The sequence below is a fragment of the Bacillus sp. IT-79MI2 genome (assembly GCF_949768135.1).
In the GTDB taxonomy this organism is placed as follows: domain Bacteria; phylum Bacillota; class Bacilli; order Bacillales; family Bacillaceae_G; genus Bacillus_A; species Bacillus_A pseudomycoides.
In genome coordinates, this window is the sequence record NZ_CATKPV010000044.1 from 89,179 (window position 1) to 108,607 (window position 19,429).

The 19,429-nt window shown below is 34.5% G+C and carries 12 protein-coding genes and 1 pseudogene; 10 read left to right on the plus strand and 3 right to left on the minus strand.

Translation table 11 applies throughout. The features are described 5' to 3' along the window. The first annotated feature begins 134 nt into the window (after nt 1-134). The 6 genes from ACM6HU_RS03270 to ACM6HU_RS03295 all read left to right on the plus strand — a co-directional run bounded on the left by ACM6HU_RS03270 (nt 135) and on the right by ACM6HU_RS03295 (nt 5,674). A complete protein-coding gene (locus ACM6HU_RS03270) occupies nt 135-275 on the plus strand; it encodes a hypothetical protein (RefSeq protein WP_016133150.1) in 141 nt (46 codons plus the stop codon). Nucleotides 276-385: 110 nt separating this feature from the next. After that, nucleotides 386-643 (plus strand): hypothetical protein, encoded by a 258-nt coding sequence (locus ACM6HU_RS03275; RefSeq protein ID WP_077295161.1) that lies wholly within the window; start codon nt 386-388, stop codon nt 641-643. Nucleotides 644-984: 341 nt separating this feature from the next. Further along, a complete protein-coding gene (glaH, locus tag ACM6HU_RS03280; RefSeq protein WP_275857748.1) occupies nt 985-1,923 on the plus strand; it encodes a glutarate dioxygenase GlaH in 939 nt (312 codons plus the stop codon). Between the two features lie 72 nt (nt 1,924-1,995). Beyond that, a complete protein-coding gene (gene lhgO, locus ACM6HU_RS03285) occupies nt 1,996-3,219 on the plus strand; it encodes an L-2-hydroxyglutarate oxidase (protein ID WP_275857747.1) in 1,224 nt (407 codons plus the stop codon). 356 nt (nt 3,220-3,575) lie between these two features. Then, entirely contained in the window at nt 3,576-5,027 is a 1,452-nt protein-coding gene (locus ACM6HU_RS03290; protein WP_275857746.1) for an MFS transporter, read from the plus strand. A gap of 275 nt (nt 5,028-5,302) precedes the next feature. Further along, nucleotides 5,303-5,674 carry a hypothetical protein gene (locus tag ACM6HU_RS03295; RefSeq protein ID WP_275857833.1) on the plus strand — a complete coding sequence of 124 codons (372 nt, stop codon included), beginning with the start codon at nt 5,303-5,305 and terminating at the stop codon, nt 5,672-5,674. 624 nt (nt 5,675-6,298) lie between these two features. Here the strand turns inward: ACM6HU_RS03295 and ACM6HU_RS03300 are convergent. Beyond that, on the minus strand, nt 6,299-7,060 hold the full coding sequence (locus ACM6HU_RS03300; RefSeq protein ID WP_275857835.1) for a CsxC family protein: 762 nt from the start codon (nt 7,058-7,060) through the stop codon (nt 6,299-6,301). Nucleotides 7,061-7,578: 518 nt separating this feature from the next. Continuing rightward, a pseudogene (locus tag ACM6HU_RS03305) lies at nt 7,579-8,282 on the minus strand (IS6 family transposase). A 146-nt stretch (nt 8,283-8,428) separates the two neighbouring features. Here ACM6HU_RS03305 and ACM6HU_RS03310 point away from each other — a divergent pair. Next, nucleotides 8,429-9,064: a hypothetical protein gene (locus tag ACM6HU_RS03310; protein WP_414847987.1), complete on the plus strand. Its 636-nt coding sequence runs from the start codon at nt 8,429-8,431 to the stop codon at nt 9,062-9,064. Nucleotides 9,065-9,427: 363 nt separating this feature from the next. Here the strand turns inward: ACM6HU_RS03310 and ACM6HU_RS03315 are convergent, their stop codons facing one another. Further along, entirely contained in the window at nt 9,428-9,880 is a 453-nt protein-coding gene (locus ACM6HU_RS03315; RefSeq protein ID WP_098873592.1) for a GNAT family N-acetyltransferase, read from the minus strand. Nucleotides 9,881-11,352: 1,472 nt separating this feature from the next. Between ACM6HU_RS03315 and ACM6HU_RS03320 the strand changes: the two genes are divergently transcribed. The 3 genes from ACM6HU_RS03320 to ACM6HU_RS03330 are packed head-to-tail and all read left to right on the plus strand — an operon-like array spanning nt 11,353 to nt 19,418. Then, on the plus strand, nt 11,353-12,702 hold the full coding sequence (locus ACM6HU_RS03320) for a tryptophan 2,3-dioxygenase family protein (RefSeq protein WP_275857837.1): 1,350 nt from the start codon (nt 11,353-11,355) through the stop codon (nt 12,700-12,702). After that, entirely contained in the window at nt 12,702-13,604 is a 903-nt protein-coding gene (locus tag ACM6HU_RS03325) for a hypothetical protein (RefSeq protein ID WP_275857838.1), read from the plus strand. The genes ACM6HU_RS03320 and ACM6HU_RS03325 overlap by 1 nt, the downstream gene beginning before the upstream one ends. An 18-nt stretch (nt 13,605-13,622) precedes the next feature. Beyond that, nucleotides 13,623-19,418 carry an amino acid adenylation domain-containing protein gene (locus tag ACM6HU_RS03330; protein WP_414847988.1) on the plus strand — a complete coding sequence of 1,932 codons (5,796 nt, stop codon included), beginning with the start codon at nt 13,623-13,625 and terminating at the stop codon, nt 19,416-19,418. Nucleotides 19,419-19,429: the final 11 nt, after the last annotated feature.

A 19,429-nucleotide genomic window follows, 5' to 3' on the forward strand; every position in this document is an offset into this window, starting at 1 on the left:
ACTGATTAAAGTTTCACTGTATCGCACTTTACTTTGTAAAGAACGTTCATAAACGAGAGCCAGTTATATTTCTGCTTATTTGGTGAGCGGAATATAGCTGGCTTTTTATTTTTAAAACATGAGGAGGCTAAAAAATGTCAAAGTTAAATCAAGGTGGAAAACAAAAAAGAAGATGTACGGAAAATGGTGTGGTGAAACCTTGTAACATGTGTAAAGCATGTGGCCGGGAGAAAGAAAATGAAAAGTACATGTCAAAGGAGAAGAAAGGTTTTTAAAATACAAGAATTATAATAAATAAATATAGTGCTAGCTCTTACCGCTTCATATACAATAAAAGTAGGATTGCTCTTCTACTAAAGGGCAGTTTTCAGAAGGAGGGAATGATATGGAGAAAATGAAAGTAGAGTTTGAAGTTAAAGGATTCGGTGAAGAAGAGCTAGTAAATGTTGATGGTGCTTATAAAAGTATTGAAATTGCAAGAGTAAATGGTTTATCAAAAGATACTACATTAGGTGAATTAGAATCAATTTTACAAGCCATGTTTGATGAAGTTGAAAAAGATTATGAAAATCCACCACAATTCACTGGAAGAATTACGATTCGAGCAAAGAAAGAAAACGCTGAAATTAAGTATTATGGATAATGAAGTGTTAGGTGGATAAGAGTTAAACAACGACTTTATTATTTTTACACAGTACACGAACGATAAAATAACTGATAAAAACATATTGACAGTGTAAATATTTTGAATTATCATTTAATTATAAAATGATAAGATCCATACGAGAAATTAGCCTTCTCTATATCCGATCTTCATTTTCTGTTTTGCACATATTTTCATAAAAAAACTGTCTATTATTACTGTACTTTAAGAGATTAAAGAACACTCGTAATTTAAAGCCAGTTGTACGTTTTCTACATTTTTTACATTGTAGATGCGTATGACTGGCTTTTTCGTTTATTTAAACTAAAGGAGGAAATAAAATGTCAGTGATTACGAAACAAGAAGTGAAGATGAAGTTTGCAAAGAAATATGAGGGGTATGAAATTGTTCCTCATCCAGAACATAAACGGTTGTATCATATTGTATTAGATCAGCAATTGCTTCAACAATTTTTCGCAGAGGTAAAAGAACATTCGGAGCAATCCTTACAATATATTCCGTATTCTCGCTTTATCCTTGCTGATCAAATGAAAAAATTCTTTGGTGAATCGTTTATGGAAAATGTTCGCGGTATTATTCATGACCGTGAAACGGGCGGGTTTACAATCGGTGTACAAGGCGAAACGATAGATGCAGGAGACTATGTGAAATTTGCAACGGCATTAACACATTTAATTGGTACACCTAACTTTGATGCAATGACAGGAACGTACTACGCGAGATTTAATGTGAAAGATACAGATGGCAGTGATTCTTACCTTCGCCAAGCATATCGATTATTTACTCTTCATACAGACGGGACATTTGTTGACGAACCGACAGATTGGCTCCTTATGATGAAATTTGAGGAAAAGAATGCAGTAGGCGGTGAATCACGTTTACTTCATTTAGATGATTGGGAAGAGCTTGATAAATTTCGCAAGCATCCACTCGCATCGGTAAAAGTTACGTACAAAGCACCTCCAAGTAAAAACGCACAAGAAATCGTATACCGTGAAACATTTTTCGATGTAAACAACGCACCATGTATTTGCTTTATTGACCAATTCGCTTATCCAGATAATATTGAACAGGCAACATATTTGAAGGAATTATCATACTCTGTGGAGAACTCTCCAGCAACGCATGCATTAAAATTACCAGTTGGAGATTTAGTTCTATTAAACAATCTATTTTGGATGCACGGGCGCGCTCCTTTTGAGAAAAACAAAGATTTATATAGAGAGCTTATGCGTCAGCGTGGTTGCTTTTCTAAATAATAGATTTGGCGGGCCTTTCAAAAAGGCCTGCCTTTCCTAATATAGGGGATACAGACATAAGGGGGAAGTTAAATGTATGATTTTCTAATTATCGGCGGAGGAATTGTCGGCCTTTCAACTGGAATGGCCTTAACGAAAAAATTTCCTCATGCCAAAATCGCAGTAATCGAAAAAGAGGACGAACTTGCGCATCATCAAACAGGACATAATAGCGGTGTCATTCATTCCGGTATTTATTATAAACCGGGTAGCTATAAAGCGAAATTTGCGAAAGAAGGAAACGCAGCGATGGTGGAGTTCTGCAAAGAAAATGGCATTGCCTATGACATGTGCGGCAAGGTGATCGTGGCGACAGAAAAAGAAGAAATTCCTCTTTTACATAATCTGTATGAAAGAGGCCTGCAAAATGGGTTGCATATTTCGAAAATCGACAAAGAAGAACTAGCGGAAATCGAGCCTCATGTAAAAGGATTAGGAGCCATTCGAGTTCCATCTTGCGGCATTGCCGATTATAAAGGAGTTAGTCATGCATTTGCACGGTTCATAGAGGGAAATGGGGGAGAAGTGCACTTAGGCACGAAAGCAGAACAAATTTTTGAAACCAAAGATTTCGTTACAATCGAAACAAACAAAGGCGCCTTTGAAACGAAATTTCTCATTAACTGCGCCGGATTACATAGCGACCGAATCGCCCAAAAAACAGGAATACTAACAGACATGAAAATCGTCCCGTTCCGAGGCGAATATTACGAACTCGTTCCAGAAAAGCGCCATCTTGTAAAACACTTAATTTATCCTGTTCCAAACCCAGACTTTCCGTTCCTTGGTGTTCACTTTACAAGAATGATAAATGGGGACGTACATGCAGGGCCAAATGCAGTACTAAGTTTCAAGCGCGAAGGCTACACAAAAAAAGACTTTAACATAAAAGACTTCATGGAAACAATGACATACGCCGGCTTTTGGAAAATGGCAATGCCAAACATGAAAGAAGGCATGAAGGAAATGATTCGTTCTTTCAGTAAACAATCTTTTCTCAAAAGCTTGCAGCGTCTCATACCAGAACTTACAGAGAAAGATATCGTTCCAACCCACGCTGGTGTAAGGGCGCAGGCGATTCTATCTAATGGGAATATGGTAGATGACTTCTGCATTATCCCGGGTATAAACTCTATGCATATTTGTAATGCCCCGTCTCCAGCGGCAACGGCTAGCTTGAAAATTGGGGAGGAGATTGTGGGGAAGGTGCCGGATGTGATTTTGGACCGAATTTCCTTGTCGAAAGCTACTTTTTGAGGTAGCTTTTTATTTTTTTTTGGTAAATAACGAAATTTATTGAATTACGGATATATGTTGAGAAACAATCGATATATTTGGAAAATAACTGATATAGGAGAAGAATACTCAATATTTCGGTATGAAATAGGAGGTATACGGATATTTTCGGAATATTTATAGGGCGTATTTTCTTTTGTGAAAGCGCTTTATCACTTAACTTACACTACATGTCGTTAGACAAGGAATTGATTTTATGAAACAATAATATCAGGTAAGGAGAGGGTGCTTTTCCTTAAGTGCTTCGTATTGAATTTATTCTATAAGAGAAGGTGTGCTTAATGATTTTAAATTAAATAAGGAGCTGTTTTTATTATATGCAACAAAAAAATGATTTAGATTTTGGACCTCAAGATGTGAATATTGTTAATCCTAAACAAGCGAGGAAAGCTGTTGTTGCTACTGGCATTGGGAATGCAATGGAGTGGTTTGACTTTGGCTTATATGCGTATTTAGCGGTTACTTTAAGTCAATTATTCTTCTCGGGTGTCCACAATAGTGGTCTCCAACTTGTACTTACATTCGGTACATTTGCTGCCGCCTTTCTAGTTCGACCAATTGGAGGTATTTTCTTTGGTAGAATTGGTGATAAATATGGTCGAAAGATTGTTTTAAGTACGACTATTATTTTAATGGCGCTTTCTACATTATTCATCGCACTGCTGCCAACTTATGAACAAATTGGTATTTGGGCACCGATACTATTATTAGTTGCTCGAATGATTCAAGGTTTTTCCACAGGAGGCGAATATTCAGGTGCAATGGTTTATATCGCAGAATCTTCTCCAGATAAAAAGCGTGGTATACTCGGTAGTGGTCTTGAAATTGGAACACTCTCAGGTTACATTGCTGCTTCGGTAATCGTTACCATTTTGACGTTATTGTTAACAGATGAACAAATGCTTAGTTGGGGATGGCGTATTCCTTTCTTAATTGCTGCACCAATTGGTTTGGTCGGTTTATATTTACGCCGTCATTTAGACGAATCTCCAATCTTTCAAAAGATGGAAAAAGCACAAGAGGAATCTGAAGACAATGAACAAATTCCGTTTATCGATATTTTAAAATATCATAAAAAGGACTTCCTGCTAAGCACAGTAATTGTTGCCTTCTTTAATATTACTAACTATATGATCCTTTCTTTTATCCCTTCTTATCTAACACAAATATTAAAAATCAAAGAAACAACTGGTTTAATCATCATTTCAATTACGATGGCACTCATGATTCCACTGGCGCTTTATTTCGGGAAATTAAGCGATAAAGTTGGTAATAAACGTGTAGTACAATTCGGATTACTCGGTTTGACAATATGTTCAATTCCTGCCTTTTTACTAATCGGTAATGGACATATTGCGGCTATTTTTATAGGTATCTTTATTTTAGGTTTCTTCCTTAGTTCTTATGAAGGAACATTACCTTCCTTATTACCATCTCTCTTTTTCACAGATGTACGTTATCGCGCACTCTCGATATCATTTAATATCTCCGTATCCATATTTGGTGGAACAACACCGCTCGTATGTTCATATTTCGTTCATGCTACTGGAAATGCACTTGCACCCGCATTTTATTTAACTGGTGTCAGCTTAATCGGCTTCATTGTATTTAGCCTACTATTTATAACAACGTCAGGTCGTGCATTGAAAGGTTCGTACCCGACTGTAGAAACGAAAAAAGAAGCACACGAAATAGCGAAGCAAGACCCAGAAGAAGCACTTTGGTGGCATGAAGAATCTCTGGAAATTGAAGCAGAGAGACAATTGTAATAATGATTGTTTGAATTTTCAATATAAAAAAAGACTCCTATTAAAGGAGACCACTGAATACAAAACAAGAAAGGTGACTTTTCGTTCAATTTTGAACGAAAAGTCACCTTTCTCTTTATTCTGTTTCACTTTGTTTCGTTCATTTTAATTATATGAAATTTTTTGTTTGATTCTGTTGTTCAGCTTAAAATTTATACTCTCTAAATGGAAAAAGATGAGTATAATCAAGTTGTGTAGAAAAATGTGAAATTTGAAAGGAAAGGGCGGGGATAGTGATGCAGTTAGAACAACAGGATTTGTTTAAAGGGGAAAGAGTTGTTATGGAGCGGAAAGCGAATGCAATTATTGATTTTAAAGACTTTGGTATGAAGAAAATTAAATATAGTCCTTTTAGAAAACATGAAGCTATTGGCGGAAAGTTATATGTAACAAACTATCGACTTATTTTTAAATCACATTCTATAAAGCGTGTAAGGGGGATGTACAGTATCCTACTACCTACGATTCAATTCGTTAAGGATGCTTCTGTTCTTGTAGGGGTTCTGCCGCATACCCATCAAGCTAAGATTTTAAAATACCATGCCCATCAACCTAATATTTTGGAGTACCCCAAAACAAAAAATTTATCTCACTACAGTTGTCTATGAGAATTCAGTTCATTTTTTTGTTTTAGGGAACAATTAATTTCCAATACATGTCTTAATGTGAAAATGTGATATTTCGTTGCCCTCTATATGTAATATTGCATATAAATATATATTGATATAATAAGCGCTTACTATAATGAGAGTATAAAGATTTACCACATCTTAATACTCAAAAAAGAGGAGGAAATAATATGGCAATCGCAATGGCAGTTTTATCATTTTTAGGTGGAGTACTTCCATTAGTAGGAGAACTTTTAAAAGCAGTAATGTAAGTTCATTATTCCGCAATTATTTATAAAAATTATCATACCTTAATACGAAAAAAGAGGAGGAAATAACATGGCAATCGCAATGACAGTTTTAAAATTTGTAGGTGGAGCACTTCCATTTGTTCAAGAACTTTTAAAAGCAGTAATGTAAGTTCACTATTTAGCAATTATTTATAAAAATTATCATACAAATGATCTGTATATCAAAGATGAATTGATGTGCAGATCATTTGTGTGAGCAATCTTTAAATAAGAAAGAAGAATCCCAAAAAGAATATGGGATTCTTCTTTTTTTAGTGCATGAAATGTTGCAAAATAACTGACTTGATTTAAGAATATTAATGAGAATTCTTAATTAGCAGCTAGATTGTCCAGTTCCTCCAATTCTTACTTGTTGAGTTTGTAATACTTTCAAAGTAAGATCAAGAACGATTTTTTCACGTAAGTGGTCAAATGTTTTTTCATGATGTTTACCACATGATTCTCCATGATGTTTATCATGATCATTATCACATGGTGAGAAATCAAGCTCATAAAATTCTGCACTAATTATTTCACAAAATGGCTGTTCATTATAGAAAACATTATTTTCAAAGAAGAATTTATCTAGACGAGGAACATCAGTGTTTTTTGGATTAATAAAACGAGCTTTATTTTCTGAAGAAAAAGCTATGATTGGGTTAGAAGAAAAGTCATTTGCAGTTAAGTCAGCAAAACCAGAGAATCGAACCTTTGCAATTTTGTCATGAATCACTCCATTGCAGTCTTTAGCAGCATATTCAATATTTTTACGAATAAAACCTTCTACAAACAATTTTGCTCTTGTTACTCGTAAATACCCTGTTCCATCAATTGGTTCATATTCAACAGGTACTAGTTTACATTGTTGTAAAAATACATCTTTTAATACTCTTTTAATTTCTACTGCTGGTGGATGAAGTGGGATATTTGCTTCTACTACAATTTGAAGTGTTCTTTCTGCTAATACAACTGGAATTTTAACTATTGGATTTCTTGTAAGAAGAGGCGTTGCTGGAGTATCACTGAATGGAATTTGTGTTTCCGCTTTAACCTTACAATCTTTATGGTGATTGTTTTTGTTTTCTTGTTCACTCAATTAAAAAACCTCCGTTTATTTTTGTTTTTTGAGTGTTTCCATACCTACTTTAATATGATATTTAATATATCTATTTGTGTGCGGGCTTGTATAATAGTTATTTTTCTCATTTTGAAATAAGAAAAACTAAATTAGATTACTTAAAATTCATTGCACTATATTGAATAGGACAGCATATATTATAGTGTGGAACGAGCGTCGGACACTTGTTTTACACTTATATATAATTAAATAAATCTCCTTTTCTTATTATAGGGGTAGAAGGAGCAATCGTACCGTGAAGTGAAAAGTAACTTACATAAAATGTAATAACCCATTCGATTCCGCATGATTCAAGCAATGATTTTAATAGATATTTACCAAAAACCATAATTTTTGTAACTAATTCAATTATTATTAAGATGCCAGAATTTTCTTGCGCTGAGGGTTATTTTGACCAATAACGAGCCTTTTTGGGTTCTGGTGCAAAGATAAAATAAAAGAGAATATAGCGCATATATTTCTAGCGGAATTGTATTTTATGCTGTTAGCCCAAACAATTGATGGATGAATTCTTTCTGGTTTTGAACAGACTGATCCCGTAAATCAATCTGTTCTTTTTTATATGCATGGCTTCTACTCCTGCAAGAATGGATGTAGCCGTGTCAAAAGACTTGAATCCTAACATAGAACGCACACGTTTCTTAATAAAACGATGATCTTGTTCCACTATATTATTGAGATATCTAACTTGTCTTAGCTTTATGCCTTCGGGCATATGTTTTTCTTCTTTCAACGCTTGAATTGCTACAGGATAGGCAGGGTTCTTATCTACTGTTATCACGCGAGGTTTAGAAACGTACGAAAAAGCCAAGGCTTTCTTGAAAAAGCACTTGGCTGCTTGTTTATCTCTTGATTTACTTAGATAAAAATCAATGGTATTCCCTTCAGAATCAACGGCACGATATAAATACATCCATTGCCCTTTTACTTTAATATAAGTTTCATCGACTCGCCATGAATCATTTGTTGATTTAAGATGATGTCGTACTTTCTCTTCTAATTGAGGTCCATATTGATGAACCCAGCGCATAATCGTTGTGTGAGCAATGGATAATCCTCTTTCCTCCATCATTTCCACTAGGTTACGGAAGCTCAAATTGTACCGTAGGTACCACCTTACTGTTAATAAGATTAGTTCAGGCTGATAATGCTTCCATTTGAATAAATTTTCCTTTTCCATACTGATCACACACCTTTTTTAGAGTAATATTATCAGTATGTCCAAGTTTAAGAGATTACTTGCAAGAGTTTTGGAGTTTTTGCACCAGAACCCAAATTTGTCATATTGAAGCAGCTAGTGAGGGTGGACAAAGGTTTAACCCTAGTATGACAAACGATGACAGAAGAGCGTTATCAAATCTCATGCTATTGTGCTATGAACATCATAAGACTACCGATAACACCGAAGTTTATACCGTGGAAAAAATGCAAGAAATGAAGGCGAAACATGAAGCGAAATTTAAAAATCTGTTTGATGATATGAATAAGGAATTAATAACAGATATAACAAAGAATCAAGAATTTTATCCACCGAATTCTTTGGAAGCAATAAATAACGCGTTAAAATGGGAGATTTGTGAGGAAGATTTGCAGGGAACCATAGAGGCGTTAACTTCCATAGTTAATCAAACATTGATGAAAATTATTCCAGAAGGAAGAGTAGTGTTTTGCACAATGCTCGAACGGTTGGATGGAAGATTTGTATCACTAGATGAGATTCAAGGGGTTTTAAATTTAAATAATAATCAAATGGGTAAAAATATAGATGAATTAAAAAAGTATAGATTAATTACCGAACCATTCCAAGACTATTTCATTACAGATTGTAGCGGTCCTGTATGCGAGATCAGAGAAATGGATCCATGGGATAGAATATGGTTTGATTTAAAAGAATATTGTAGTATTACGGGAATAAAACTAGAAGATTTAATTGTCAATTTGAAATTCAACTTACTAGATTAAAATGTAGTTAATCATATGTTATGATATAGGTAATCTAATACTAAAAAATCAGATTACAAAAGTACAAACCTACGCAGAACCATGGCGGAGGCTTGTACTTTCTTTGTCATGTAGATTCTCCTCTAATTATGTTGGTGGTAGTCTACTTGATCTTGATTTTTTGTTTAGTTCAGTGTAGCCTATCCAAAGTATGGATTTTCCTTTATTTTCGTACAGCGTTATAGGGTCCCATCAGACATCACCTCACGATAATGCCCTATATAAGGTTCTTTATTATTGTGTGTAACTGCTAGTTGCAAAGAAAAAGGTGCGACAAGCAGCTGGCACGTTGTTGTTAAGGAAAGAAAAAACCTCTAGACTAAATTAAATATTCTTTAATTCCCATTTTAGCATATTGCCTTTTTGTTCGACCCTATTCATTTTTAGTCTTTCTAAAACTCTTATAGAGGGGATATTATCCTCTAGACATTCAGCAATTACCTTATTTACTTGGTTAGATGTAAAAGCCCATTCTATAACTGCTTTTACTGCCTCTGTTGCATATCCATTTTTTTGAGCAGAAGGAACAAGTCCATACCCTATTTCCACTGTGTTCTCCAAGGAAGGTTTACCTTTAAAACCGATATCGCCAATAATCCTATTATTCTGTTTATTTACGACAAACCAAACTCCCCACCCTAAAATAGTAGGGTCTTTTTTTAGTTCGTTTAGATGTTCTTCTATGTGTTCTCCTATTTCATATTCTTCAGATGAAATTGTTGATACGAAATCTGGGTTGCAAGCGATCAATTTAAGCCTTTTAGTTTGAAGTTCCATATTTCAAACTCCTCCTTTATTTATATAAAAAATTTATAAACCAAGCCAATCATTAATACAAATATGTACAATTATAGATACTCAACTCCCCTTACAATTTAAATTCTGAAATCTTCACAATTTAAAGAGACAACCATAAAATTCTAGTGATGAAACGGATTGCTGTAAATATAACTTATCATCAAAATGGTGAAAGACAAAAAATATGAAAAGAGGTCCAACTTTTAGTAATTTCATAGTTAACGAACCAATACATACGAAGGAGCAACTTTCTATGACTAGTGTACCTAATCAAATGATAGATTTCAATAAACAGGAAAAATTTAAATTTAATGGTGGTGATTTAACTGTAAATGATTATTCTAAAATATACAGTTTCGCTTGTGTAAAGATGTACAGAAATGTTTTAAATATCGACAGAAATTGTTTGTTTCTAGATCTGCACTAACGCTTTAGTTGGGTCATGCATGTAGTTGAAACAGTTTTGTTATACAAATTCCATTCAACTACATGCATGAAGAAGTAAAAAACAAAGTACAAAAGACATTCTTATACATATATTTTAGCTAAAATGGCTTAGTAGCAATAGTTTTCTTAGAATTCTCCAATCATTTTTGAACGTATTTATTCAATCAATAGTGTACATTTGTAAACTAGCATTTATAATTTAACTATTGATTCTCAGGACTATTATTGTATAAATTGGTTGGTGAAATGATTGGGTTAAGGGAACTAATTCGCACTATAGTTGGTGCTTAACGATTCAGTGAAGAATACCGCCCACTATAACACGACTGTTATCATGTGAAAAGTATATTCCGTAAGATCTCCACCTAAAGATTCAGAAAGAAAGTAAGGAAGGTAGGTGGGAAATAAGACCCCCACTGATGGAAGTTTCACTTTATCAACATGTTACTGGATATTAAACGGATAAGTATGCTGGTAGCCTAAGATAAGATCCCATGTTTATTGCTATTCCTGAACAAGGATTATTTGATTTCTCAGCTTAAGATCAAGGATCAACTAGCATCTTGACAAAAAAATGAAGCAACTTTAGAACGTTAATGATAAGGTCAATATTTGTTTTTAATTATTAGTTATCCCATTTAAAGTAATATTATTATTTTGATAATTTTAATTTTTAAAAAATAACATCGTTCCTTTGTAGGTCTTTATTGAAGATCCTAAATAAAAGTGGGATTTGAAATAATAGTATTAATCAATTAAAGGATAAGTCATCATGGGGGTGGTAGCTCTGTAATAAAAATTCTAAAAAAGAAAAAATTTACAAATGATAAACCATTTGATATAATAAATTCGTTGTTCGAATCATCTGAAAATATTTTATATAAAAAATTATCTAAAAATAAAGAAAGTATTTTATATAAAAAGTTATCTAAAAATAAAGAAAATATTTAAGGGTATTATATATAATTATCTTATTATATTGAATTTGCGAGGTGGAAATATTGTTGCGAACAGAAGTTGAGAAAAGTGTGATTGAAGTCCTGGTTGATTATCGAACAAGGTTAATTAATGAAAATGATTCTAAGCGTTTGGAATCCCTTGATATATTTCCAGTAAAAAAGGTTTTAGAGCACTACCATGCTCAAGGAAAACATTTTGTATCGAAAGAAGTACTTTATGAATTGAAATTAATTAAGGATTATTTGAATGAAAATGTCTCAGGTGAAGGAGAATCAAAAAACGAATTAATAGATTTTTTGTCCACACTTTTAGATAAATACGAAGGGAAGTATAATTATAGATCTTATATTGGTACACATGTCCTTGAGGGGTTAATGAAGGACAATAATATAGGTTATCCAGCCCATTTGGAAATAAGAATATCACATTTGCTTGCTATATTATGTGATATTATTCGGTTCGAATGCGAAACACTTCTAGATGAAGAAAAGCGATTCCGGGAGCTCTTAATACCCCAACAGAAGAGAAAGAAAAGAATCTTGCATTCTCTTAATTCGATTCGTATATATTCTTCTTTTACAACAAAAGTGAGAACTCCTGATTCACTAGAAGACCTTCTTAGTCATTGGAAAAAGGAATCAGCTGTAGACTCTCCGCTTCCAACTGAACTAGGAAAACTTACTTTAGATTTTATCTATACAATTCAGAATCAGATACCCCCAAATGTGATTTTAGCACTTAAGGTGTCAATGATGCCGGTTTGGACGGTTCACGATGAATATGTTTTTATTAGAACATTACAGGGCTTCGAAATGCTATTCAGTATCGTAATTAAAGGTTTTCTTAATTGTCAAGATTATATACGTAATGGTTCTTTCTCCGATGCAGAGATTGTAATGAAATCATTGGCTGAAGTTTTCCAAGGTAATATTTCTATAATTCGTATACTCATGACGATGGATAAAGAGAATTTCTCAGCATTTCGTATATATACTGAAGGGGCAAGTGCAATTCAATCAGAGCAATTTAAAATGATAGAATTATTAGCCGCACATCCCAAAAAGGAAAGATTAAATTCGCCTGCCTTTCAAGCTGTTCCAAGATTAAAGCATAAATATAACTTGAATGAAATAGTGAATTTCGAAGATATTTTGAAAGTTCATTTAGAAGATGAAGAAGTAAAGTGGAATGAAGAATTTAAAGGATTTTTGGGAAGTATGAATTTATTCGAAAAGTCATATCTTTTGTGGAAAAATATGCATTATAAAATAGCTATAAAAATGCTTGGATCACAGCGTGGTACAGGTGACACTCTGGGGACTCCATATTTAAAGATGTATGTAGAAGCCCCACTATTTCCTTTCCTGCAAAGTTATGAAGGGGGCATTAATTGATGCAAGATATTAAAAATAAGAAATACATGAATCCAAAAGAGAATGAACGGTCACTTCGTTTTGAATATGCTCGAGAAACTGTCTATGAAGAAGATTCTGGGATTTCTAAAGTGTTAGATGTTTTAATACCGGAAGATGAGTTAATTGACCATGATCAACGACTGTTTCAAATTCAACATATAAAAACTGAATTAACATGGTACACTATTCACTTTGAAATCCGTGCCGTTATAGAGGCACTACGAAACGAAGACTATTCGCGAGCTGATAGTTTAATGGAGCGTATAATTTTGTTGGCAGACGCTCCTTATAGAGCACTAAGGGTATTTGTTAATACATTGACGCAATCTAGCTTACTTAGGATGCGTGCAAAGTTACCAGAAGGGGCAACTGGATTTGATTCACCTGGGATGAGAAATTTAAAACTGGTGACGAAAGTCCTGTGGAAAGAACTTGTTAAGGCCTTAAAAGAACATGGTTACACACCAAAAAGTTTTGCCATATTACGTTCGGATACTGAAAGGATAAGTATATTACCTGACAGATTAGCTTTGTTATCACATGTCTATGATGGCATTCAAAAATTTGATGTTAAATTGATGGAATGGAAACAATTGCATTTGCGAATGGTGTGGGGACACTTGGGTGGAGCATCAGCACATATAGAAGAGTCAATAGAATTGATGGACCATCATGTAAGAAAATCAAAAAGCTGTCCCTATGGTAATACCAAGGATACAGATAAAAACGAAGATGATTTTGGGATTCCAACTAGTTTACGAGGGCGTCCTGTAACTGACTTACAACGTGTTACAGTGGCACCGTTTTTTCCAGAGCTGTGGAAGATTCCCGATGTCGTTTATCAACACATGAAGTCAAAAAACGATAAAGATTTCTATTAAAGGAATAGGAGGGAGACTATGAAACAAGATTTAATGGAACAGGATAATGATTTGCAAGCATTAAAAGAAAGTTCAACTTTGCCTACGTTAAAGTTATTTACTGATTATTCTCGTATTAACCATAAGCGAAATGTGTGTTCATTAGAAGAGAGTGCTCTTTCTCCAAGTCTAACAACTCGTTTAAGTGTGTTAAGTGAGACACATAATATCTCAATGACAGGGATCCTTTTGTCAACATACCTTGTTTTCTTGCATCGATATACTCGTGAAACAAATTTATTAGTAGGCTTTCAAGGTGGTTTGCAAACCTTAATTCCTTTAAAAATTGTAATTGAACCAGATAAATCAATATCTGAACTAATTGGTCAAATTAAGGCTGATTATCCCTATATAAATATGGAGGGATTTACGGAGTTCAACTCTGGAAACTGTTCAGACTCTATTCCTGCTGTCGGTTTTAATGTTAATAATGCTATTTCAGAAGATAACATCCGCATGTTTGAAAAACACTCTAGCTTAGAAATAGGAGTAACTGTAAAACAAGCAGAAGGTAAGGTTTATTTACAATGGGTTTACAACTCTGGACTATATGAAAGAGAAACAATTGAAAGAATGGCGGATAATTTTCTGACTTTATTGAAAAATATTTCGGATAACCCGCAAACTGAATTGTATTCTTTGTCTCTGCTTTGTGAAAAAGAAAAACAAATGCTTGCTAAGTTTAATGATACGGCTATCCCATATCCAAGGACTCTCGCAATTCATCAATTATTTGAACAACAGGTAGACACTGCGCCTGATTCTATTGCAGTACGCCATAAAGGACAAAACATTACTTACAAAGAACTTGAGACACGAGCTAACCAGATGGCACATATGTTACGGGCAAGAGGGCATGATAAAGGGACCAAAATTGGTCTGTTTTTAGAACACTCTGAGCAAAAAATTATTAGCATATTAGCAGTTTTAAAGGCAGGATTTGTATATGTTCCACTAGATCCTGATTTACCACAATCACGACTTAAATATATACTAGATGATTGTCAACCAGCCATTGTAATTACAGAGAAACACTTGAATAAGCGTTTGGCTAAGTTTACAGGTGAAGTATTTCAACTTGAATCGGAGTATGAGCGTTTAAAAACTTTAGCGAGTAATCGCTTAAAATCGAACAATATGCCTAACGATTTAGCTTATATTATTTATACTTCTGGATCCACCGGCAGACCAAAAGGTACAATGCTTACACATCAAGGTGTTTGTAATTTTGTAATGGCTCAAGTTAAGTTATTTGGAATTCATCGGGATAGCCGTATATTACAATTCGCATCATTTTCATTTGATGTTTCCGTTATGGAGACCTTTTTTGCTCTGGCGCACGGGGCATCCATTGTATTAGCACCTTCAGAAGAATTGAAGGACCCATCTCGATTAAAAAATTTAATTATAAAAGAGAGAATCACATTCGCGGTGCTTTCTCCTTCTATGATTAGCCAATTAACACCTGGCCAAACTCCACATCTAGAATGTCTTGTATCAGGGGGGGAGATTTGTCCATCTTTATTAGCAAAAATATGGAGTAAGTATGTACATTTTATAAATGCCTACGGTCCAACTGAATCGACGGTATGCTCGACCGCTTGGTCATCTAAAGATAGTAATAATATTCCAGAACCGTTACCGATAGGAAAACCTTTGCCAAATTGTGAAATTCATATCTTGGACAAAAGGCTTAACCATGTCCCAATTGGAGTGCCTGGGGAGATATATATAGGCGAACCAGGGATAGCGCGTGGTTATTTAAACAAGGAAGAACTAACAAGGGAGCGTTTTATTTTTCATCCGCAAATATCCGATTATCCTCTTTATAAGACAGGTGATCTTGGTCGTTTCTCTCCTGACGGGAATATTGTATTTCTCGGTCGTGAGGATGATCAAGTGAAAATTCGAGGTTATCGTATTGAACTACAAGAAATTGAAACTGTATTACTAGAATTCACCTCCATTCGTGAAGTGGTGGTAATGTCAAAGGGAAATAGGCAAGGTGAAAAACAAATAATTGCTTATATAATTCCTCATGATAATGTAACAGAAAAAGAGATATGGAAATACCTTCGGGAGTCTTTGCCTATTTATATGTTGCCACAGTATCTCATCTTGATGTCAGAGTTTCCATATTCGGCTACTGGTAAAGTAGACAGAAAAGCACTGCCTGAACCTGATGAACAAAAAAGGACTAATCTCAATTATACTGCCCCGGTCACACAATTAGAAAAGACATTAGCTGAAATTTGGCAGGATGTTTTAGATATAAAGCACATTGGTATATATGATCACTTTTTTGAATTTGGTGGACATTCCATAAAGGCATCGCAGGCAATTACGCATATTAATAGAACATTTGGGGTTCAACTTTCTCAACGTGATATATTTGAATATCCAAGAGTGAAAGATTTAGCGGAGTTCCTTAAATCGATGGGGGAAAGGGAACTAAGCAAACCTAATAATGTCATTTCAAGGTTACAAAAGCAAGAGAGTTATGAATTATCTTTTGCACAAAAACGTTTGTGGCATTTTGATCAAATGATTTCAAATAGTACTTTATACAACGTCCCTATTTGTTTGGAAATTAATGGTGAAGTTAAGGTGGATAAGTTTCATACGGCTCTTCAAATGATTGTGGACCGACATGATATTTTACGTAGCAATATAATAATGGAAGGAAGTCAGCCAGTACAAAAAATTAAAGAGAATGTGTCAGTTTCATTAAAAAAAGGAAACTGGACATCTAGAAGTAAACAAGATATAGAACAATTAATAACGGACCTACTTTTGGAAGAGTCTAATAGGATTTTTGATTTGGAAGAAGGCCCTTTATTTAATACTTCTCTATTCAAGATTTCAAACGACAAATACCTTTTTCTTTTTAATGTACATCATATAGTGTTCGATGGTTGGTCAACTGATCTCTTTCTTAATGAATTAGACATAAACTATACTTACTTGATCAAAGGGAGTACCCAAAAACTTGATGCATTACCTATTCAGTATGTAGACTATGCCGCTTGGGAAAATTCGTCAATCGACAGTCAACTATTGGAGAAAGATCGTGCTTATTGGTTGGATCACTTACAGGGAGAGTTACCGGTTATAAATTTTCCAACGGATTTTGCTCGTCCACCTATACAATCATATCGCGGTGCGAGTACTTCTCGTGAATTTCCATACGAACTCACGAGCGCACTTAATGATTTTTGCCGGGAGCATGAAGTAACTATGTATATGCTAGTACTTTCAGCATTTCAAACGCTATTATATCGTTATACAGGGCAACAGGATCTCATTGTGGGGACGCCGGTCGCAAATCGTACATATCAAGACACAGAAAATTTAATAGGTATGTTCGTTAACGTTTTACCAGTTCGACAACATGTTTCTGATTCGAAATCATTTAATGATCATCTCAAGCAAGTTAAGGAAACAGTTTTATCCCATTTGGAGCACAAACAATATGGATTTGATAAATTGGTTGAAGAATTGGTAAAAAACAGAGACCTTAGTCATCATCCAATCTTTTCAGTTATGTTCGTTCAAGAGCATGTTAATTTGAAATATACCGTTGGAGATTTGAAAACTTATCGTGTGAATCCTTCAGCGACATCCGCTAAATTTGATTTTACATTGTACTTGGATGAGTGTGAGAATTCTACCTCTGTAAGTTTAGAATATTCCACAGATTTGTTTAAAAAGGAAACAATGGATAGAATTCTAAGCAATATTGAAACATTGTTAGGCAATATCGTCAAAGATCCTCAATGTAAAATTGGTCAATTACCGATTTGTTCTAAGAAAGAACGTCAACAACTATTAGATATGCATAATTCAAATTTGTATATTGAGAAAATACTTAATATTCAGGGAGAATTTGAAAGTCAAGTAAATACAAATCCTGAAAAAATAGCAGTTCGCTTCGGTAATCATGAATTAACGTACAAAGAATTAAATGAAAGAGCAAACCAGCTCGCACATGGATTACGTAGACGAAATGTAGGTATTGAAACACCTGTAGCTTTGTTATTTCACCGTTCCATTGAAATGATTATTGGTATTTTGGCAGTGGTCAAGGCTGGTGGGTATTATATTCCGGTGGATCCTGATTATCCGAGTGAGAGAATCAATTATATTATCGAAGATAGTGAAGCTGAAATCCTTTTGACTCATCGACAATTACACAAACAATTGAATCAATTTAAAGGGGATATATTGAATCTGGATAATAATCTCGAGATGATGGAACAAGAGCCTAATTGGAATCTCACGAAGATTAACTCTTTGGATGATCCACTTTACATGATTTATACGTCTGGCTCCACTGGTAAACCTAAGGGAGTTATTATTACCCGCGCTAATTTAGGAAGATTGTTTGATGTTGCTAAAAGTAAATTTCATTTTAATTCTCAAGATGTTTGGACTATGTTCCATTCCTATTGTTTTGATTTCTCAGTGTGGGAAATGTATGGTGCATTACTGCACGGTGGATGTTTAGTCATTGTTTCACAAGAATTGGCAAAGTCAACAGCTAATTTTCTGAATTTTTTAACTCAAGAGCGTGTTACAGTACTAAATCAAACGCCTTCAGCTTTCTATAATCTTATTGAAGCAGATGCTAACAAATCGTCTGCTAGTTTGGAACAGCATATTCGTTACGTAATATTTGGTGGAGAGGCACTTAATGTTCAGCGCTTACGTTCTTGGATGAATCGCTATGATAAACAAATAGAATTAGTAAATATGTATGGAATTACAGAGACAACCATTCATTGTACACATAGAAAGATTTCTGAAGAAGATCTAAACGTTTTGTGGCAGGGGAGTCCCATCGGTTACCCTCTTGACGATTTGCAAGTTTACTTGCTAGATAAGCAAGGAGAGCTAGTTCCATATGGGGCTGTTGGTGAGATTCATATTGCTGGTAGAGGGCTTGCTAAGTGCTATTTTAACAATCCAGAAAAGACTTCCGAAATGTTTGTGGAAAGTTCGATTCCTGAGTTGAAAGGAACTCTTTTATATAAGTCTGGGGACTTGGCACGTTATAACCATGAGGGCGAATTAGAATACCTTGGGCGAATTGACCATCAAGTAAAAATACGTGGTTACCGGATTGAACTCGGAGAAATAGATGCAGTATTAGCAAGCCAAGATGATGTACGTAACTGTGTTACTATAGTCCATCACTATAATGAAAATGAAAGACAACTAATTTCATATGTAGAAACTAACGTTACTCGGTCAAGAGGCGAATGGCATAGCTTATTAAAACAGTTCTTACCTGAATATATGATACCTGCACGCATTATCAACCTTAATAAAATGCCAATGACTCAAAATGGAAAAGTTGATAGAAGTTCTTTACCTGATCCTAAACAGTTCGATCTCAGCTCAGAACATGTGGCACCTAAGACTACTATTGAACAAGAATTAGTGAATATTTGGAGGGAAGTGTTATCAGTTAATGAGATAGGTGTTTATGATAACTTTTTTGAAATTGGTGGACACTCCTTAAACGCAATGAGTCTAATTAATCGAGTTAACAGCCAATATGGTGCGAAACTGACTTACCGTGACGTTTTTACTCATCCTAGCGTTGCTGAACAAAAAAAATTAATTTTGTCGGAAAAGGGAGTTCAAAAGATTCAATACGCTTTTGATATTTATATAGGTGATGAGATAACAACGTTCTATCTCTCACAAGAAGAATATGAGGGCCAAGTACTCCCAGAGGGGGCCTTTAATGTTCGAGAGTATAAAGAATAAGGAGGGGACAT